Origin of the sequence: Agrobacterium bohemicum (assembly GCF_001562555.1) — a bacterium.
Taxonomy (GTDB): Bacteria; Pseudomonadota; Alphaproteobacteria; order Rhizobiales; family Rhizobiaceae; genus Agrobacterium; species Agrobacterium bohemicum.
The window spans coordinates 144,701-163,477 of record NZ_KQ961023.1; the positions used below are offsets into that span (position 1 = coordinate 144,701).

The 18,777-nt window shown below is 55.6% G+C and carries 17 protein-coding genes; 12 read left to right on the forward strand and 5 right to left on the reverse strand.

From position 1 onward, the window contains the following. Positions 1-69 precede the first annotated feature (69 nt). The 5 genes from ccoG (at position 70) to gndA (ending at position 6,178) form a co-directional block, all read left to right on the forward strand. Complete coding sequence (gene ccoG / locus ATO67_RS00695) at positions 70-1,656, forward strand: cytochrome c oxidase accessory protein CcoG (protein ID WP_067642893.1); 1,587 nt, start codon at positions 70-72, stop codon at positions 1,654-1,656. Continuing rightward, positions 1,653-2,153, forward strand: a complete 501-nt coding sequence (locus tag ATO67_RS00700) for a FixH family protein (RefSeq protein ID WP_067642896.1) — start codon at positions 1,653-1,655, stop codon at positions 2,151-2,153. The genes ccoG and ATO67_RS00700 overlap by 4 nt, the downstream gene beginning before the upstream one ends. Then, complete coding sequence (locus tag ATO67_RS00705; protein ID WP_067642899.1) at positions 2,150-4,447, forward strand: cation-translocating P-type ATPase; 2,298 nt, start codon at positions 2,150-2,152, stop codon at positions 4,445-4,447. The genes ATO67_RS00700 and ATO67_RS00705 overlap by 4 nt, the downstream gene beginning before the upstream one ends. After that, a complete protein-coding gene (gene ccoS, locus ATO67_RS00710) occupies positions 4,444-4,620 on the forward strand; it encodes a cbb3-type cytochrome oxidase assembly protein CcoS (RefSeq protein WP_067642901.1) in 177 nt (58 codons plus the stop codon). The genes ATO67_RS00705 and ccoS overlap by 4 nt, the downstream gene beginning before the upstream one ends. Before the next feature lie 127 nt (positions 4,621-4,747). Continuing rightward, positions 4,748-6,178, forward strand: coding sequence for an NADP-dependent phosphogluconate dehydrogenase (gene gndA / locus ATO67_RS00715; RefSeq protein ID WP_067642904.1), 1,431 nt, complete (start codon positions 4,748-4,750; stop codon positions 6,176-6,178). 38 nt (positions 6,179-6,216) lie between these two features. Here gndA and ATO67_RS00720 read toward each other — a convergent pair whose 3' ends face one another. Further along, positions 6,217-7,278: a LacI family transcriptional regulator gene (locus tag ATO67_RS00720; RefSeq protein WP_067642907.1), complete on the reverse strand. Its 1,062-nt coding sequence runs from the start codon at positions 7,276-7,278 to the stop codon at positions 6,217-6,219. Between the two features lie 419 nt (positions 7,279-7,697). Here ATO67_RS00720 and ATO67_RS00725 point away from each other — a divergent pair, with 419 nt between their 5' ends. The 3 genes from ATO67_RS00725 to ATO67_RS00735 all read left to right on the forward strand — a co-directional run bounded on the left by ATO67_RS00725 (position 7,698) and on the right by ATO67_RS00735 (position 11,782). Then, on the forward strand, positions 7,698-10,154 hold the full coding sequence (locus ATO67_RS00725) for a beta-mannosidase (RefSeq protein WP_082760129.1): 2,457 nt from the start codon (positions 7,698-7,700) through the stop codon (positions 10,152-10,154). A 90-nt stretch (positions 10,155-10,244) separates the two neighbouring features. Beyond that, positions 10,245-11,279 (forward strand): L-glyceraldehyde 3-phosphate reductase, encoded by a 1,035-nt coding sequence (mgrA, locus tag ATO67_RS00730; protein WP_067642913.1) that lies wholly within the window; start codon positions 10,245-10,247, stop codon positions 11,277-11,279. 176 nt (positions 11,280-11,455) lie between these two features. Further along, positions 11,456-11,782, forward strand: a complete 327-nt coding sequence (locus tag ATO67_RS00735; protein WP_067642916.1) for an RcnB family protein — start codon at positions 11,456-11,458, stop codon at positions 11,780-11,782. 107 nt (positions 11,783-11,889) lie between these two features. Here ATO67_RS00735 and zigA read toward each other — a convergent pair whose 3' ends face one another. Both zigA and znuA read right to left on the reverse strand, forming a co-directional pair. Continuing rightward, positions 11,890-13,095, reverse strand: coding sequence for a zinc metallochaperone GTPase ZigA (gene zigA / locus ATO67_RS00740; protein WP_067642919.1), 1,206 nt, complete (start codon positions 13,093-13,095; stop codon positions 11,890-11,892). 80 nt (positions 13,096-13,175) lie between these two features. Further along, positions 13,176-14,186: a zinc ABC transporter substrate-binding protein ZnuA gene (znuA, locus tag ATO67_RS00745; protein WP_067642922.1), complete on the reverse strand. Its 1,011-nt coding sequence runs from the start codon at positions 14,184-14,186 to the stop codon at positions 13,176-13,178. Between the two features lie 102 nt (positions 14,187-14,288). Here znuA and ATO67_RS00750 point away from each other — a divergent pair, with 102 nt between their 5' ends. From ATO67_RS00750 to ATO67_RS00760, 3 genes are read left to right on the forward strand one after another with little or no spacing between them, the layout of a single operon-like run. After that, entirely contained in the window at positions 14,289-15,182 is an 894-nt protein-coding gene (locus ATO67_RS00750) for an ATP-binding cassette domain-containing protein (RefSeq protein ID WP_067642925.1), read from the forward strand. Next, the gene (gene znuB / locus ATO67_RS00755) at positions 15,175-15,993 is read left to right on the forward strand and encodes a zinc ABC transporter permease subunit ZnuB (protein WP_067644158.1); all 819 of its coding nucleotides are present in this window, start codon (positions 15,175-15,177) and stop codon (positions 15,991-15,993) included. Before ATO67_RS00750 ends, znuB begins: the two co-directional genes overlap by 8 nt. Further along, positions 15,990-16,394: a Fur family transcriptional regulator gene (locus tag ATO67_RS00760; protein WP_067642928.1), complete on the forward strand. Its 405-nt coding sequence runs from the start codon at positions 15,990-15,992 to the stop codon at positions 16,392-16,394. The genes znuB and ATO67_RS00760 overlap by 4 nt, the downstream gene beginning before the upstream one ends. Here ATO67_RS00760 and ATO67_RS00765 read toward each other — a convergent pair. Both ATO67_RS00765 and ATO67_RS00770 read right to left on the reverse strand, forming a co-directional pair. After that, positions 16,391-16,918 (reverse strand): gamma carbonic anhydrase family protein, encoded by a 528-nt coding sequence (locus ATO67_RS00765; protein WP_067642931.1) that lies wholly within the window; start codon positions 16,916-16,918, stop codon positions 16,391-16,393. The genes ATO67_RS00760 and ATO67_RS00765 overlap by 4 nt on opposite strands. 14 nt (positions 16,919-16,932) lie before the next feature. Then, entirely contained in the window at positions 16,933-17,622 is a 690-nt protein-coding gene (locus ATO67_RS00770; RefSeq protein ID WP_067642934.1) for a fumarylacetoacetate hydrolase family protein, read from the reverse strand. Between the two features lie 137 nt (positions 17,623-17,759). Here ATO67_RS00770 and dusA point away from each other — a divergent pair, with 137 nt between their 5' ends. Then, on the forward strand, positions 17,760-18,773 hold the full coding sequence (gene dusA / locus ATO67_RS00775; RefSeq protein ID WP_067642938.1) for a tRNA dihydrouridine(20/20a) synthase DusA: 1,014 nt from the start codon (positions 17,760-17,762) through the stop codon (positions 18,771-18,773). Positions 18,774-18,777 lie beyond the last annotated feature (4 nt).

Sequence of the window (18,777 nt, forward strand, 5' to 3'; positions counted from 1 at the left end):
TGACCTAAGTCAAGGATGGTTGCCCGGCGAAATGCCAAAAGGCAAGGGTAAGAAACCGGGCCCACGACCATGAACATCTACAACGCTGTCACCAACGGCAACAGCTCAGACACGGTTGAGAGACTGAACGCGGAGCCGGTCAATTCCGCTAAAATCAGACAACCGCTTTACGAATCCCGCAGGAAGATATTTCCCAAGCGCGCCGAAGGCCGGTTCCGGCGCTTCAAATGGATCGTGATGCTGATCACGCTCGGCATCTATTATCTGACGCCGTGGATTCGGTGGGACCGTGGACCTTATGCGCCGGATCAGGCTGTGTTGATCGACATTGCCAACAGGCGCTTCTATTTCTTCTTCATCGAAATCTGGCCGCAGGAATTTTTCTACGTCGCCGGATTGCTTGTTATGGCCGGGTTCGGGCTGTTTCTGCTGACCTCTGCGGTAGGCAGAGCTTGGTGCGGTTATACCTGTCCGCAGACCGTGTGGGTTGACCTGTTTCTGGTGGTCGAACGTTTTATCGAAGGTGATAGAAATGCGCGGATGAAGCTCGATGCCGGTGAATGGACATTCGACAAAATACGCAAACGGGTACTCAAGCATTCCATATGGCTTCTCATCGGCGTTCTAACCGGTGGTGCGTGGATTTTCTACTTCGCCGACGCGCCAACGCTCGCCATGCAGTTTCTGACCGGCGAGGCGGCGATGGTCGCCTATTATACCGTGGCTACGCTGACGGCGACGACCTACGTGCTCGGCGGGCTGATGCGCGAGCAGGTTTGTACTTACATGTGCCCGTGGCCGCGTATTCAGGGTGCCATGCTGGACGAGCATTCGCTGGTCGTGACCTATAATGACTGGCGCGGTGAACGGCGTTCACGCCATGCCAAGAAGGCCATTGCCACTGGGGAACCGGTGGGTGACTGTGTGGATTGCAACGCCTGCGTTGCGGTTTGTCCCATGGGCATTGACATCAGAGACGGCCAGCAGATGGAATGCATTACCTGCGCGCTTTGCATCGATGCCTGCGATAGCGTCATGGACAAGCTTTCCAAGCCGCGCGGCCTGATCGCCTATGCCACGCTGAACGAATACGAAGACAACATGGCGCTTGCCACTGATGGTGATGCGCATGACATCCGCCCCGCCAACGTTCGAAACGCGGATGGAAGCTTCGTCAATGGCATCAGGCACTTCAACTGGCGCATCATTTTTCGCCCGCGCACGGTGTTCTATCTAACGGTCTGGTGCCTCGTCGGCATCGTCATGCTGGTGACGCTGGCAACCAGAGAGCGGCTGTCCGTTAACGTTCTGCATGATCGCAACCCGCAATATGTGATGGAATCGGATGGCGCAATCCGCAACGGCTATACCGTGCGGTTGCTGAACATGATTGCTCAACCTCGGACCATCACCCTTTCTCTCAATGGCTTGCCGAATGCGGTGATGAAGATCAACGGCATCGCGGATGCGCCCGCCCGGTCCTTCAGCATCGAGGTGAAGCCGGATGAGGTGACCAATCTGCGGGTTTTCGTAACGACGCCCAGCGGCACAGCTGCCAGCACAGCCGAAGATTTCATCTTCATAGCGATCGACGACGAATATTCCGAAACCGCGTATTACAAGGCCGTCTTCAACGGGCCGGGAGCAAGGAAATGAGCGCTGAACAACGTAAGAGACAGCACTTTACCTTTACCGGCTGGCACATGCTGGCGATCATGCTGCTGTTCTTTGGCACGGTCATCTCCGTGAATGTGACGATGGCCTGGAACGCCGTAACAAGTTGGAGCGGACTTGTGGTGCCAAACACCTATGTCGCCAGCCAGCAATTCAACGGCAAGGCGGAGGCGGCAAAGGCCCGCGCCGCCACCGGCATCGTCGGTGAGCTTCATATCGATGGAAGCATCATCGAATACGAGGTGTCCCATCCGCAGCGCGGGGGCATCGACACCGATACGGTGACGTTGAACTTCCGCCGTCCGGTGGGGGAGCATCAGGACTTTTCACTTCCTCTCGAAAAACACAGCCCCAACACATTTTCCGCGCGGCACGAGCTGGCCGCAGGCGACTGGATCGTTGAAGCAATCGCCGTAAAGGATGGGGCGATCATCGTGCACGAGGGAAAACGCATCGATATTACCGGAGGTGTGAGATGAGTTGCTGCGCACCTGGCACCGAAATTGCTCTTGAGCAGGCGGGATTGAAGAGAGCATTGCCGTCTTCAGAGGAGTTGATGCTGGCAAGCCGCGATCTTGGGCAGGGGCTGCGGCAAACTGATCTTTCCGTGCCTGGTGTTTACTGCGGCGCCTGCATCACCACGATCGAAAACATGCTGACACGGATGCCCCAGGTGGAGCGCGCCCGCGTCAACCTATCGTCAAAGCGGATTTCCATTGTTTGGATGGAAGAGGTTGCTGGTGTTAGGACGGACCCTGTCGATCTGGCAAAGGCCGTTGCGGCTACGGGGTACGAGGCGCATCTGTTCGGCTCCGGGCTGGAGATATCAGATGACATGCGCAACAAGCTGATCCGCGCCGTTGGCATTACCGGCTTTGCGGCTGTCAACATCATGCTGCTGTCGATTTCGGTCTGGTCCGGGGCCGATGCTGCAACTCGCGACATGTTTCACTGGATTTCTGCGCTGATCGCTGCACCGGCGTTGATTTACGGCGGGCGGTTTTTCTATCGATCTGCCTACAACGCACTGAGGCGCGGTCGCACCAATATGGATGTGCCGATCGCTTTGGCGATTACGTTGTCCTATGGCGTGTCCATTTGGGAAACGATGCACAGCGGCGCCCACGCCTGGTTCGATGCGACTGTCTCGCTGCTGTTTTTCCTGCTGATCGGGCGGGCTTTGGATCATGTCATGCGCGATCGGGCGCGTTCCGCCATATCAGGGTTGGCACGGCTTTCGCCCCGGGGTGCGACCATTCTGCTTGATGATGGCAACCGTGAATACCGAGCCGTCAGCGAAATTACACCCGGTGACCGGGTGGCGATTACAGCGGGCGAGCGGATACCGGTCGATGGCAGGATTGTCAGCGGCAACAGCGATCTGGATGTCTCCATTGCTAATGGTGAAAGCGGGCCGCGTGTGGTGCATGCCGGTGATCTCATCCAGGCCGGGACGCTCAATTTGACAGGGCCGCTGGTGATGGAAGCGACGGCGTTGGCGCGGGACTCTTTCCTATCCGAAATCATCGGGCTTATGGAGGCTGCCGAAGGGGGCAGGGCGCGTTATCGCCGTCTGGCTGACAGGGCCGCGCAATATTATTCACCGGTCGTGCATCTGCTGGCGCTGACGTCATTCATTGCCTGGGGCGTCTTGGGTGGTGACTGGAAGCAGGCAATGCTGATTGCGATTGCGGTTCTGATCATCACCTGCCCCTGTGCGCTCGGCATCGCCGTTCCGGTCGTGCAGGTGGTTGCCGCTGGAAGGCTGTTCAAAAACGGTATCATGGTCAAGGACGGCTCAGGGATGGAACGGCTGGCGGAGGCCGATACCGTTCTGTTCGACAAGACCGGTACGCTGACGCTGGGGCAACCACAATTGATGAATGGCGCTTCTATCTCGCTAGAGGCGATGCAAATTGCCGCAAGCATCGCTGCAAATTCACTGCATCCTCTTTCGCAGGCGCTGTTGCGTGAAGTTGGCGGCCCGTTGACGGTCTTCGAAGAGATCGTTGATATCCCGGGTTCGGGCATGGAGGTCAGAACATCGTCCGGCACGTATCGGCTGGGTAACAGGCGTTTTGCTTGCCCAGATGATTCCATCGACACTGAGACGCGGCATTCGGCATCGGAGGTGGTTCTTTCGATCGACGGACGCGAGATCGCACAGTTTCAGTTTGAAGACCGGATTCGTCCCGGCGCGACTGCTGCCATCGCCCAACTCGAGCGTGCTGGTTTCACAATGGAAATCGTCTCTGGCGACCGGCCGCGGGCTGTCGAAGCGGTTGCGCAGCGTGTCGGCATTTCGATGTGGAAAGGTGAGCTGTCACCCGCTGATAAGGCCAATCGTTGCGTAGTCCTTGAAGGCGAAGGTCGGCACGTTTTGATGGTCGGTGACGGCATAAACGATGCGCCCGCGCTCGCGGCTGCCCACGTATCGATGGCGCCCGCGACCGCAGCAGACATTGGGCGGCAGGCGGCGGATTTCGTTTTCATGCGCGATGATCTGCGCGCAGTGTCGTTCGCAATCGATATCTCCAAGAGGGCGGGTAACCTCATCCGCCAGAATTTCGCATTGGCCATCGGCTACAACATCATCGCTGTGCCGATTGCGCTTGCTGGATATGCGACGCCGATGATTGCGGCCATCGCCATGTCGACATCTTCGCTCCTCGTCGTCGCCAATGCTCTGCGTCTCAACGTCTTCGAAAAAACGCCGGATGCCATCGGAGAGACGCCCGTGACCGGACAATCTTCGGGAGTTCGTTTTGCATGAATATGCTGTTCTTCCTCATTCCGGTGGCGCTGTTCCTGGGTGCTCTCGGGCTTTTCGCGTTCATGTGGTCGCTGAAAAACGGACAATATGAAGACATGGACGGGGCGGCATGGCGCGCGCTGGACGATGGAGACGATAAGCCATGCGGTAGGGGGCAAGTGGGTAAAGGCTAGTCTCATGCGTCTGTCGCAAAGCTGAGTTGCGTCATCAAAATTTAATCGTTTCAGATCGCAGCAGCCTTGCCGTTTCCACATTAGAGTGCCACAACATCGCCGTTATAAGCAATTTGGAGATACATCCGTGGAACAGGCAGAAATCGGTTTGATCGGTCTTGGCGTAATGGGTTCGAACCTTGCGCTCAACATCGCGGAAAAAGGCAACAAGATTGCTGTTTTCAACCGAACCCCGGAAGTCACGAAGAAATTCTATGCCGACGCAGGCGAATTGCAGGGCCAGATCATTCCTTGCGAAACCATCGAGGAATTCGTCGCCGCTATCCGCCCGCCGCGCCCGATCATCATCATGATCAAGGCTGGCGATCCGGTCGATCAGCAAATGGAAATTTTGAAGCCTCATCTCGAAAACGGCGACATCATGATCGATGCCGGTAATGCGAATTTCCGCGACACCATCCGCCGTTTCGACAACCTCAAGGACAGCGGCCTGACCTTTATCGGCATGGGCGTTTCCGGCGGTGAAGAAGGTGCGCGCCACGGTCCGTCGATCATGGTTGGTGGTACGGAAGACAGCTGGAAGCGTGTCGAAAAGGTTCTGACATCGATTTCCGCCAAGTACGATAATGAGCCGTGCGTTGCGTGGCTTGGCAATGATGGCGCAGGCCACTTCGTCAAGACAATCCATAACGGCATCGAATATGCCGACATGCAGATGATCGCCGAAATCTACGGCATCCTGCGTGATGGCCTCAATCTTTCCGCGTCTGAAATCGCTGATGTCTTCGCCGAGTGGAACAAGGGTCGCCTCAATTCGTACCTCATTGAAATCACGGAGAAGGTTCTGCGCGCTGCGGACCCGATCACCGGCAAGCCGATGGTCGATCTCATTCTGGACAAGGCTGGCCAGAAGGGCACAGGCAAGTGGTCCGTGATCGAAGCGCAGAATATGGGTGTTGCAGCCACTGCCATCGAGGCCGCCGTTGCCGCACGTATTCTGTCATCGCAGAAAGACGAGCGCGAATCTGCCGAAAAGATTTTCGGTCTGCCAAAGGCGTTGGCAGCACCTGCTGACAAAAAGGCATTCATCGCCGATCTGGAAAATGCGCTTCTGGCGGCAAAGATCGGTGCTTATGCACAGGGCTTTGCTGTGATGTCTGCCGCTTCCAAGGAATTCGGCTGGAACCTGCCGATGCCGACCATCGCCCGCATCTGGCGCGCTGGCTGCATCATTCGCTCACAGTTCCTAGATGAAATCACCTCGGCTTTCACGAAGGATCCGCACGTTGCGAACCTCATTGTGACGCCCGCTTTCTCACAGATGGTGAAGGACACGGACGCACCGCTTCGCCGGGTCGTCTCTCATGCCGTTCTCTCTGGCCTGCCGGTTCCGGCCTTGGCATCCGCTCTTGGCTATTTCGACGCTTACCGCCGCGCCCGTGGCAGCGCCAATCTCATTCAGGCGCAGCGCGACTTCTTCGGCGCGCATGGTTTCGAGCGCATCGACGGTGTGGACAAGCCGCACGGTCCATGGGGCAGTGGCCTGGACATTTTCTGATCCTGACATTGAAAGGCCCGCTTACTGCGGGCCTTTTGTTATTCGCTGAATTTTGGTGCGCGGCTGGACCAGACCGGTTGGCTGAGGCTCTGCAATCCCGCTACCGGTTTTCCATCGATACGCGCCAGTAGCGCCCTTGCCAGTTCGCGACCAGCGAGCTTGATATCTTCGTTCATCGTGTGAATTTCAGGGCGAAGCCAATTGAGGAAATCCGCCGACTGTTTAGATACGACGTCGATGTCCTTGCCAATTTTCTTACCTGTCTCTTCGACGCCTGCGACGAAGGCGATGGTGGAGGTGCCACTGATCGACACCAACCCGTCGGGACAATCTGCTGCACTCATCATCGTCCGGCTGACCTCCTTGATCTGGTCCAAAGGCGTGTCGTTGCTGATGATGCCGTTCAGCGGAAATTCATGGAGACCGAAATCGCGCAGGCCGCGGTCAAAGCCGCGCCGGGCAAAATCGTGATATGAAAATTGTGTCGGTGGTAAAAGGACGGCAATTCTCTTTCGCCCGCATTGTGACAGCCGTCTCACTGCCTCATAGACGTAAGCCTCATTATCAAAATCATGATAGGGATGTTCGATGCCCATGTCGGTGCGCCCATGAGCGGCGAATGGCATGTTGCGTTCGGTCATGAAACGGACCCGTGGATCGTCCGGCTGCATCTTCGAGATAATCACGCCATCGGCAGAGCCCGTGTCCAGAATATAGCGGATCGGGATCATCGGGTCTTTGGCATGGGTGTGGGGCGTAACGACGAGATGGTACTGGGTGCTGGACAGCACCTCGGTAATGCCGAATACCATCTGTGTGGTGAAGCCCATCAACTCTTCATCCACGCTCAAGACCAGCGCGATGACATTCGTCTTGCCGGTGCGCAGACGAACTCCGGCGCGATTTGGCTGGTAGCCGATTTGCTGGGCGACCTTGCGCACTCGCTCCTTCGTGTCGGCGCCGATATCAGGCGCGTCTTTCAAAGCTCGAGAAACTGTGGTTATGCCAAGGCCTGTCATCAAGGCGATTGTCTTGAGCGTTGGCCGCTCATTGCCGGGCAGCGGTTGTCCACCCGGTTCAGTCTCTATGCCATCATTCATGTCGCCACTCGCATTACCTTGCGGGGGACCATGGTAGATTGCTTTTTTGCCATTGCATAGCAAAGACGCCGCCGCCCTCCATGATCGGGCGTTGTGCCAACGGCCATGACAAGGCTTTGAGGAAGGGAATTTCCTTTTTCAAGGATATACTTTACACTAATAAATTAAAATAAATATTTGATATATAATGTTTTTATTCGAATTTAATTTTGTTTTTTGGCGTCTTTCAAACTGATCCATCGACTGTTTTCATTCGCTCGTGACGCCTTGCTATTTTTACAGTAACGTTACCGATGGGAGGACGATCACAGAAAATTCGCAAATTACCTGCTCATTGGGTACGAGGCTGGCTCCCGAATTTCGACTCTGTGTTTCATTATCCTCACATGGTGCATTACGACAATGACAAGGCATGGGACATGACATCTTCTTACGCAAGCGACGTTGCAATCGATCTCTCCGGCATATGGAAACTGTCATCGGCTGAAGGCGATCATCAGGTGCGTATGGATATACCCGGCGATGTGCACACGGCCTTGCGCGATGCTAAGGTCATTCCCGATCCTTATTTCGGGCGCAATGAAAACGATGTGCAATGGGTGGGGCATCGCGACTGGATCATTGAACGCAGTTTTTACGTCGATGAGCCCGATGCTACCTGGTATCTGGACGTCGATTATCTCGATACCGTTGCTGTCGTCTTCCTGAACGATATTCCCGTTCTTTCGGCTGATAATTGTTTCCGACGCTACAGGCCAGATGTTTCCAGCGCCCTGCAGCAGGGTGAAAATACTATTCGCATCCATTTCCATTCCAGCATCAAGGCGGGTGCAGACCGCCAGGCATCGCAACCGTTTTATGTTCCCTACCATCCCGGTAATTCGCCGATCCCGCACGGCAATATGCTGCGCAAGCCGCAATGCCATTTCGGCTGGGATTGGAACATCGCACTGGCACCCCTTGGAATCTACGGCACAATTGCCCTGCGACGTCTGGACGTGGCGCGTATCGACCATGTCAGCACTTCGCAGCATCATGTCGATGGCGGCGTGGAACTGCATGTCGAACTGACGCTTCATGCGGCGCAGCCAGCCAGCGTGCCAACCCATCTGTCGCTGGGCGATGAGCGGCTGCGGCTGGATTGCGGTGTGAGCGCCGGCGACACCGTTATTCGCCACGTCTTCTTCGTGGAAGACCCAAAGCTTTGGTGGCCTGCCGGAAGCGGTGAGCAAGCGCTTTACACGCTGACCGTGGAACTACCGGACGAGACCGTCACCAAGCAGATTGGCTTTCGTAAGGTGGAATTGCTGACGGATAAGGACGAGGCGGGCAGCCGCTTTGCGTTTCGCATCAACGGCCGGGAAATCTTCTGCCGTGGCGCGAACTGGATACCGGCCGATGCTCTGCATTCGCTGACCAGCCGGGAGAAAACCGAGGACCTGTTATCATCTGCTGCTGAAGCCAATATGAATATGATCCGGGTCTGGGGCGGCGGCTTTTACGAGCAGGACTGGTTCTACGATCTTTGCGATCGTTTGGGACTCATGGTCTGGCAGGACTTCATGTTCGCCTGCAATCTATATCCCTGCACAGACGATTTCCTCGACAATGTCGAACACGAGGTCGATTATCAGGTCAGACGCCTGTCGTCGCATCCGTCAATCGTGCTTTGGTGCGGTGACAATGAACTCGTCGGTGCGCTGAACTGGTTCGAGGAATCTCGCGATAACCGTGATCGCTACCTCGTCGCTTACGACCGCCTGAACCGAACCATAGAGCGAGCCTTGAAGAAGGCCGCTCCATCGGCGCTGTGGTGGCCATCCAGCCCGGCGTCCGGTTATCTGGATTACGGCGATGCCTGGCACGCGGATGGTTCCGGAGATATGCATTACTGGTCCGTCTGGCACGAGAACAAATCTTTCGACAATTACCGGGCCGTCAAGCCACGGTTCTGCTCGGAGTTCGGCTTCCAGTCCTATACGTCCATGCCTGTGATCAGGACCTACGCGGACGAAAAGGACATGAATATTTCGTCACCGGTCATCGAGCTTCACCAGAAGAATGCGGGCGGGAATGAACGGATTGCTGGCACGATCTTCCGATACTTCCGCTTCCCGAAAGACTTCGAGAACTTCGTCTATATCAGCCAAGTGCAACAGGCGCTGGCGATTAAGACCGCGGTAGAATATTGGCGGTCGCTCAAACCACATTGTATGGGCACGCTCTATTGGCAGTTGAACGACACATGGCCTGTGGCCTCGTGGTCAAGCCTGGATTATGGCGGTAGTTGGAAAGCCCTGCATTACGCCGCGCGGCATTTTTTCCAGCCCGTTGCAGTTTCGGCCATTCCATCCGAAGGCACCAACGTTGTGCAGTTCTCTACCGTCAACGATACGGCGGAGGAGGTGGAGATCGACATGAACATCTTCGCACTGTTGACGGATGGCACACGCATGCCGCTGAAGTCCGCAAGCGGCGCTTGCGGGCCGGATGCGGCAGTCATCATGGCCGATGTGGATATGGCCCAGCTACCTGACGGTGCGTTGCTGTCGTGGAATTTCATCGCTTCCAATGGCATGACGGGCGAGGGGCACCACGTGGCCGAGACCTACAAGGCGCTCGAGCTGCAACCTCCCGGTCTCGCACACAGTGTCAAAGCGCTGGATGACGGGCAGTTCGAGCTGGAGGTCAGCGCCACCGGGCTTGCTTTGTTCGTGATGGTCGAGGCCGATGTCGCCGGGCGCTATTCAGACAACCTGTTCGATCTGACGGCCGGAGAAACACGACGCATCATCTTCTCGCCGCTAGATAAGACGCTAACATTACCGCCGTCTTTCAAGCTTTTTGATCTGTTTTCGTCTCAGTCGCACGGTTGACGAGACGTTTCATCTCTTTAAGTTCAAACCACCACATCAGAGCCTGCGGAGTTCTTTCTCAGGCAAATAATTGTTTAGGGAGGACTACCCATGGCTTGGCAACCGGCTGAGAACCGTTACGCGTCCATGAAATATAACCATTGCGGCGCATCGGGCCTCAAGCTTCCAGCGATATCGCTGGGACTGTGGCACAATTTCGGAAACGACTTCTCGCACAAGACCAAGCAGGATATTTGCCGAAAGGCCTTTGATCTCGGCATCACCCATTTCGATCTCGCCAATAATTACGGCCCGCCTCCCGGCAGCGCCGAAACAGCCTTCGGTGAAATACTGAGGACCGATTTTGCGGGATACCGTGATGAGTTGGTCATCTCGTCCAAGGCTGGCTACAATATGTGGCCTGGTCCTTACGGTGAGTGGGGAAGCCGCAAATATCTGATCTCTTCCTGCGACCAGAGCCTCAAGCGCATGGGTCTGGATTATGTGGACATTTTCTATTCACACCGCTTCGATCCCGATACGCCATTGGAAGAAACCTGTGGGGCACTCGATCACATCGTTCGCTCGGGCAGGGCGCTGTATGTCGGCATCTCCTCCTATAATTCGCAGCGCACGCGCGAGGCTGCCGCTATCCTGAAAGAGCTGGGAACCCCGTGTATCATTCATCAGCCCAGCTACTCGATGATCAACCGGTGGATTGAGGAAGACGGTCTCGTCGATACATTAGAAGAGCTTGGCATCGGATCAATCGTGTTCTCTCCGCTGGCTCAGGGCATGTTGACGACGAAGTATCTGGGCGGTGTGCCAGACACGAGCCGCGCCAGCCAAGGAAAATCTCTGAACCCTGCGTTCCTCAATGAACGTAACATCGAGAACATCCGTGGGCTGAACGCGATTGCTGAACGCCGTGGCCAGACGTTGGCGCAGATGGCACTTGCCTGGGTGCTGCGCGGTGGGCGAATTACCACGGCGTTGATTGGTGCCAGCCGTCCGGAGCAGGTCGAAGATTGCGTCAAGGCCCTCGATAAGCCCGACTTCACCGTGGAGGAACTGGCAGAAATTGACCGCTTCGCTAAGGATGCGGACATCAATCTATGGGCCAAATCCGCAGAACTTAAAAAATAAAACCACGCCGCCCTGATGTCTATCAGGGCGGCTTTTCGTTGATTGATTTTGAATGTAAACTTTAATTGATCCAGCTAAGCATTAAGAACCATTACAGAATTGTAATTTCAAAGTTCAGTTTCCGTTCATCCGTGTGACGATAATGTCGTGTCATCACTTCACGAAAGGAAGCATCCATGAAAAAGCTCTTCTCCATTCTCATTGCCGCTACCGTTCTCGCAGCCCCTATGGCGCAGGCACAGAGCCGTCATGATGACCGCCCAGGCCACAGAACGATGGAACGAACTGTGACCACCAAGAAGGTGATCATCAAGAAGCATCGCTGGGATCGCGGTCAGCGCCTATCTGCGGCGGAACGTCGTAACATTATCGATCGCCGTGATTATCGCCGCCATAGCCTGAGAGAGCCTGGTAGGGGTCAGCGCTGGGTTCGCGTCAACAATCAGTACCTTCTGATCAACGTTGCTAACGGCATTATCATCGGACTGTCCGGCGCGCGCTAAGCCGTCGTGCGACGTCACCTGCGGTCGTGGATATCCCCCATGGCCGCAGTCTTCGTTTGAGGAGGTATCATCCGTAACATCCGTGCAGTGGAAGTTCGATACCTTTCTCATGCCGCTTTCCAGTTCCAGTCTGGGAACGGATCTTTAAGATGACGCCATGCGGTCGGCGTAAATACCTTTGCGTCGACCAGACATTGATCAAGTGCTGCGCGAAGTTCGTCCTCCTTCATGGGGTCGGCACCGATAAAGACAATTTCCTGCCGCCGGTCTCCCCATACATTATCCATGTAAGGTTGAAGCATCCGCTCGAAACCCGGGTCTTCCGGCCATCGCTGTTTGGGTACGGATGACCACCACAGCCCCATCTTTCCTGTCTTCACCTGCGCGCCGGCCTGGCTTATTTCTCCAACATGGTCGGGTCTCGTGGCCAGCCAGAAAAATCCCTTGGCGCGGATAACCCCGGGCCATTCGCGGTTGATGAAGTCATGAAAGCGTGCAGGATCGAATGGGCGTTTTGCCCTGTAGACGAATGAACGAATGCCGTATTCTTCGGTTTCAGGAATGTGCTGCTTGAAGCCATGCAGTTCCTTGAACCACAGTGGGTGCGTTTCAGCCTCTGCAAAATCAAAAAGACCTGTGCCCAAAACGCGCTTGGGCTCAACCCTGCCGAAGTCCGCTTCGATCATTTTTGCATCCGGATTGAGGCCGATAATGATCTTTCGGGCGGCATCTCGCTCGGTCTCCGTGGCGGTGGAAACCTTGTTCAATATGACGACATTGGCGAACTCGATCTGCTCCACCAGCAAGTCGATCAATGTTCGATTGTCGCCGTCACCCGCTGTCTCGCCACGATCCGCCAGAAAGTCTGCTGAGCCATAATCCTTGAGCAGATTGGCGCAATCAACGACCGTCACCATCGTATCCAGCTTTGCAACGTCAGAGAGGCTGTTTCCGTCTTCATCACGGAAATCGAACGTTGCGGCAACGGGCAGGGGTTCTGCGATGCCTGTGGATTCGATCAGGAGATAATCGAACCTGTCCTGCTCGGCCAATTGCCGAACCTCATTCAGCAGATCGTCCCGCAAAGTGCAGCAGATGCAGCCATTGGTCATTTCCACCAACTGCTCCTGCGTGCGGGAAAGATTGGCGTCACCATCCCTGATCAGCGCGGCGTCGATATTGACCTCGCTCATGTCATTGACGATTACGGCGACGCGAAGCCCTTCGCGATTGCTTAAAATGTGGTTGAGAAGAGTGGTTTTTCCGGCACCAAGAAATCCCGACAAGACAGTTACAGGCAGTTTTCCAGCCATTGTGAAATCCTATTGTAATAGTATTACATTGATAGTTAAAATGAAAGGCGGCAAGCGCCACCTTCCACATCAAGTCCGATTTACGAAAGGCATTCTTTCAAGGATGTGGCGATATTGCGCATCATCTGGAAGTAGAGATCAGGGCCGGCTTTCAGGGTTCCCGCTTCAGGATCAAGTGTGCCGGACTTGGCATTGGTGCCTTCTATGACGACGTTGACAAGCTTCGGCTCGAACTGGGGTTCTGCGAAAACGCATGTGGCGTTCAGCGCTTTCACCTTGGCATGGATTTGCTTGATGCGGTCAGCACCGGGTGTGTTTTCCGGGCTGACGGTTATCGAGCCGGCGGTCTTCACGCCATAGCGATGCTCAAAATACTGATAGGCATCATGGAAGACCACGAAGGGCTTGTCCTTGATCGGCGCCACGGTCGCAACGATTTCCTTGTCGAGAGCGTCGATGTTATCGACCAACTTTTTGGTGTTGTCCTGATAGGTTTGGGCGTTGGCGGGATCGGCCGTCATCAGCGTCTTGCCAATTTCAACGGCCATGGCTTTTGCATTTTCGGGATCAAGCCAAAGATGCATGTCGTACTCACCCTCGTCATGATCGTGGCCGTGTCCGTCGTCGTGCTTATGTTCTGCCTCATGCTTGTGGTCTTCCCCATGCGCATGATCATGACCTGTCTCGTGAGCATGATCGTCGCCTTCGTGCTCGCTGTGGTCATGGGCTTCGAACGGACCGCCCTCCCGGAACTTCAGTTTTTCGATGCCTTTTGCGTCATCCAGTTCCACAACTGTTGCCTTTCCTGCCAGTGACTGAAGCGGTTTTTCGAGAAACTTTTCCAGCCCATCGCCAACCCAGAACACCACGTCGGCGCTTTCGATGGCCTTGGCATTGGAGGGTTTCAGGCTGTAGGTATGAGGGGAGGCGCCGCCATCCACGATCAATGTCGGGTCGCCCACTCCTTGCATGATTGCAGCAACGAGAGAGTGGATGGGCTTGATCGAAACCACCACGTTCGGTGCAGCCATGGCGTTGGAAGACGCGATCATGGCAGCGGAAGCGAGGAGGATGGCGGCGATAGTCTTCATTCGTAAGCTCCACTTGTATGCGTATGTTATGTTATTACATATGTTGCGTAACGCTATAACGTATGCAATAGCCTTAGGCAACAGCGACAATTGGAAAAACATATGCTTCATTCTCCGGCCCGGAATGACAACGATCTCGTTTCACTTTCCAATGCGGGCGTAAAACGAAACGGCCGCTGGCTGGTGCGGGGCGTGGAGTTTTCCGTTCGTCGTGGTGAAATCGTCACCCTGATCGGCCCGAATGGCTCTGGCAAATCGACCAGTGCAAAAATGTCGACTGGCGTTTTAAAGCCGGACGAGGGTAGTGTTGCGCGCATTGCCGGATTGAAAGTCGGCTATGTGCCGCAAAAATTGTCCGTCGATTGGACGATGCCACTGACTGTTCAGCGGTTAATGACCCTGACCGGGAAATTGCCTGTGGGCGAAATCGAAGCGGCTCTTGATGCCACCGGCATTGCTCATCTAGCAAAAGCAGAGGTACAGCATTTGTCTGGCGGCGAGTTTCAACGTGCGTTGCTGGCTCGCGCAATTGCCCGCAAGCCTGATCTGCTGGTGCTGGATGAGCCAGTGCAAGGGGTGGATTTCTCGGGTGAGATCGCCCTCTATGACCTCATCAAAAACATCCGAAATTCCACAGGCTGCGGTATTCTGCTGATCTCGCATGATCTGCACATCGTCATGGCTGAGACGGATACCGTCATTTGCCTGAACGGGCATGTCTGCTGCCGCGGCACGCCGCAAGCAGTTAGCCGGAGTGCTGAATATATGCGTCTGTTCGGCGGCGCTGCGGGGAAGGGACTTGCCATTTACAGCCACCAGCACGACCACACGCATCTTCCAGACGGTCGCGTGCAGCATGCCGATGGAACGCTGACAGATCATTGTCACCCCGATGACGGCCACCACCATGATCTCGAACATGCGGAAGATAGTCATGGATGCGCTAACCAGCACCATGATCATGGACAGCACAGCCACGGAGCCAAGCATGTTTGACGATTTCTTCGTCCGTGCCATCGTCGCGGGCGTGGGCGTGGCATTAATGGCTGGCCCACTCGGCTGTTTCGTCGTTTGGCGGCGCATGGCCTATTTCGGCGATACAATGGCGCATTCCGCGCTTCTGGGCGTCGCACTTTCCCTGCTGTTCCAACTCAACCTGATCGTCAGTGTCTTTATCGTCGCGTCGGTCGTGTCTCTGATTCTGCTATTCCTGCAAAAGCGTCAGGCTTTATCGTCCGATGCGCTGCTTGGCATTCTCTCACACTCCGCGCTCGCCTTCGGTCTCGTCATCGTCGCCTTCATGACCTGGGTTCGTATCGATCTCGTGGCATTCCTGTTCGGTGACATTCTGGCCGTGTCCGTGTCCGATATCCAATTAATATGGGGTGGCGGCATCATCGTACTTTTGGCGATCGTCTATTTGTGGAAGCCGTTGCTGGCGTCCACTGTCAATGCAGAACTTGCGGAAGCCGAGGGCATGCGTCCCGAGCGCTCCAAGCTGCTTTTCATGTTGCTTATGGCTCTGGTCATCGCCATTGCGATGAAGATTGTCGGCATCATGCTGATCACGTCGCTTCTGATCATACCCGCCGCCACAGCTCGCCGGTTTTCTGCTACGCCAGAAATCATGGCGGTTCTGGCATCCGTGATCGGCGCTGTCGCGGTCATTGCAGGGCTGATGGGCTCATTGCAATACGACACGCCGTCAGGGCCATCCATCGTTGTTGCCGCTGTTATGCTTTTCATCTTGAGTCTCTTGCCTGCGCCCGGATTTCTGCGCAAGGCGGAGCAAGGAGGCCGCTCATGACCACACCAAATCTCACCCGCAACCAGTCGCTGGTATATGACGCGCTGTCGCGCACGCAGGCACCACTCAGCGCCTATGTCATTCTCGACAAGCTGCGTGATGCCGGCTTTCGAGCGCCCCTGCAGGTCTATCGGGCGCTGGAAAAGCTGATTGAATTGGGGCTGGTTCACCGCCTGGAAAGTCTCAATGCTTTCGTCGCTTGCGCTCACACGCAAACAGATTGCTGTACGCATCATCATGGAAGTGTGGCGTTTGCCATCTGCAATGCCTGTGGCCAAGTCACGGAGTTTCATGATCATCAGGTCGATCACAGCTTGGGCCACTGGGCAAAAAGCCAGAAGTTCAAAGCTGAAAAGACCACAATAGAAATTCGCGGACTGTGCGAGGCGTGCGCGTCCTAGAGCGGCTGCAGATCTTTTGCAAAGCGTTGCCAGTTGCGCACGTAATTTTTGGCAGACTGCGTTAAGGCTGCGACAGCCGCGTCATCGAGAGTGCGAATAGCGCGTGCAGGTGAGCCGACGATCAGTGAGTTGTCAGGAAATTCCTTGCCTTCCGTCACCAAAGCATTGGCACCGATGAGACAGTTCTTGCCGATCTTCGCCCCATTCAGCACGGTGGCGCCCATGCCGACAAGCGAGTTATCGCCAATCGTGCAGCCGTGAATGATCGCGTGGTGACCAATGGTGCAGCCTTCACCGATCGTTGCGGGAAAACCGGGATCGGCATGCACCATGACACCTTCCTGAATGTTGCTACCGCGCCCGACCGTTACAGGTTCGTTGTCTCCCCGCAGCGTCGCGCCGAACCATATGCCGACATCCTCTCCCAACGTGACAGACCCGATAACATTGGCATCGGGTGCCACCCAGTAGCGGTCATGATCCGGGGTTTTGGGGACGCGTTCGCCGAGGCGATAAAGCGGCATGGTTTTCCTCCGTTTCAGACGATCTTGACCGACAAGGTGCCGATGCCGCCAACGCCACAATCGATACGATCACCGACAACGATGGGACCGACGCCAGCGGGCGTGCCGGTCATGATAACATCACCTGCTGCGAGCGTGAAAAGCTTCGACAGTTCGGCGATGATTTCCGCTGTTTTCCAGATCATCTGGTCGAGATCGCCGGATTGCTTGCGCTCGCCATTCACCTCCAGCCAAACAGCGCCATTGGCTGGGTGACCAATTTTGGAGGCCGGAACGAGAGGTGAAACGGGAGCGGAATGCTCGAAAGCTTTCGCGCTTTCCCAGGAGCGGCCCATTTTCTTGAGCGCATCCTGCATGTCGCGGCGCGTCATATCGATGCCGACCGCGTAACCCCAGACATGGTCAAGCGCCTGCTCCACTGGGATGTCCGATCCACCGCTTTTCAGCGCAACCACGCATTCAACTTCGTAATGTACATTGGACGAGAGGGCAGGATAGGGAAAATCATTGCCCGCGGGCAGAAGATTTTCAGCATTTTTCTGGAAGAAAAATGGTGGCTCGCGGGACGGATCATGTCCCATCTCTATCGCGTGATCAGCGTAGTTGCGCCCTACGCAATAGACCCGGCGCACCGGAAATGTCTCGCTCGTGCCATCAACGGGCAGAAGAACGGACTGAGGAACGGGAATAACGGTCGCGGACATAGCGCTTGGCTCCTGATTTCAGGGGATGTTTGTCCCGCGATTCTGCCGGAATTTCCAGTTTAAAATCACACTCGGCAGTAAACTGGCTTTATCGCACACATTGCGCTAAAAGCCCCGCAAAAGAGGTGTCACAATCCATGTACGAAGAAGCTCTCGCAACCGGTGGCAAGATATTTGCAGTCGCGCCGATGATCGACTGGACGGATACGCGGTGCCGTTTTCTTCACCGGCAGTTGTCCAGTCATGCTTTGCTGTACACGGAAATGATCGTGGCCGACGCCATTATCTACGGGCAGCGTGACAAGCTGTTGGGCTATCACGCAGCCGAGCATCCAGTCGCGCTCCAGCTTGGTGGCTCGGACCCAGGGAAGCTTTCGGAAGCGGTGAAGATTGCCAGCGGTTACGGATATGACGAAATCAATCTGAATGTCGGCTGCCCTTCCGACCGAGTGCAATCGGGCACGTTCGGCGCCTGCCTGATGCGTGAACCGGAAACGGTCGCTCGCTGCGTAGCGTCCATGAAGGCGGTCACGACCGTGCCTGTTACGGTGAAATGCCGGATCGGCGTGGATGATCAAGAACCTGAGACGGTATTGCCGGACTTCATCTCCAAGGTGGTAGAGGCCGGTGCGGACGCTGTTTGGGTCCATGCGCGCAAAGCGTGGTTACAAGGTCTTTCGCCAAAGGAAAACCGTGACGTACCTCCGCTCGATTACGAACTCGTATATCGGATGAAGCAGGATAATCCTGGCATTTTCATCGGGATCAATGGAGGGATTACCGACCTTGATCAGGCGGAAGCGCACCTGAAGCACATGGATGGCGTCATGCTGGGGCGCGCCGCCTATCACAACACGTCGATACTGGCGGATGTCGATCACAGCATTTACGGCAAACCGGCGCAGGATGCCGATTGGATGGCGTTGCGGGACACGATGATGGAGTATGCGAGAGACTATATCGCGAAGGGCGGTCGGCTCAACCACGTTACTCGGCACATGGTCGGGTTGTTTCAGGGCATGCCGGGCGCAAGGCGGTTTCGCCAGATTTTATCGAGTGACGCAACGAAACCGGGCGCGGGTCCAGAGGTAATTACCGCCGCTTTCGCGGCGATCAATTTCGACATTGCCGATAGCAATATTGCGGTCTAGCAAC

Coding starts and splice junctions, on each gene's coding strand:
- ATO67_RS00770 (WP_067642934.1), bottom strand. CDS start 17,622: ATGTCCGCGACCGTTATTCCCGTTCCTCAGTCCGTTCTTCTGCCCGTT.
- znuA (WP_067642922.1), bottom strand. CDS start 14,186: ATGAAGACTATCGCCGCCATCCTCCTCGCTTCCGCTGCCATGATCGCG.
- dusA (WP_067642938.1), top strand. CDS start 17,760: ATGTACGAAGAAGCTCTCGCAACCGGTGGCAAGATATTTGCAGTCGCG.
- ATO67_RS00750 (WP_067642925.1), top strand. CDS start 14,289: ATGCTTCATTCTCCGGCCCGGAATGACAACGATCTCGTTTCACTTTCC.
- znuB (WP_067644158.1), top strand. CDS start 15,175: ATGTTTGACGATTTCTTCGTCCGTGCCATCGTCGCGGGCGTGGGCGTG.
- ATO67_RS00765 (WP_067642931.1), bottom strand. CDS start 16,918: ATGCCGCTTTATCGCCTCGGCGAACGCGTCCCCAAAACCCCGGATCAT.
- zigA (WP_067642919.1), bottom strand. CDS start 13,095: ATGGCTGGAAAACTGCCTGTAACTGTCTTGTCGGGATTTCTTGGTGCC.
- ccoS (WP_067642901.1), top strand. CDS start 4,444: ATGAATATGCTGTTCTTCCTCATTCCGGTGGCGCTGTTCCTGGGTGCT.
- ATO67_RS00735 (WP_067642916.1), top strand. CDS start 11,456: ATGAAAAAGCTCTTCTCCATTCTCATTGCCGCTACCGTTCTCGCAGCC.
- ATO67_RS00700 (WP_067642896.1), top strand. CDS start 1,653: ATGAGCGCTGAACAACGTAAGAGACAGCACTTTACCTTTACCGGCTGG.
- ATO67_RS00705 (WP_067642899.1), top strand. CDS start 2,150: ATGAGTTGCTGCGCACCTGGCACCGAAATTGCTCTTGAGCAGGCGGGA.
- ATO67_RS00760 (WP_067642928.1), top strand. CDS start 15,990: ATGACCACACCAAATCTCACCCGCAACCAGTCGCTGGTATATGACGCG.
- ATO67_RS00720 (WP_067642907.1), bottom strand. CDS start 7,278: ATGAATGATGGCATAGAGACTGAACCGGGTGGACAACCGCTGCCCGGC.
- mgrA (WP_067642913.1), top strand. CDS start 10,245: ATGGCTTGGCAACCGGCTGAGAACCGTTACGCGTCCATGAAATATAAC.
- ccoG (WP_067642893.1), top strand. CDS start 70: ATGAACATCTACAACGCTGTCACCAACGGCAACAGCTCAGACACGGTT.
- ATO67_RS00725 (WP_082760129.1), top strand. CDS start 7,698: ATGACATCTTCTTACGCAAGCGACGTTGCAATCGATCTCTCCGGCATA.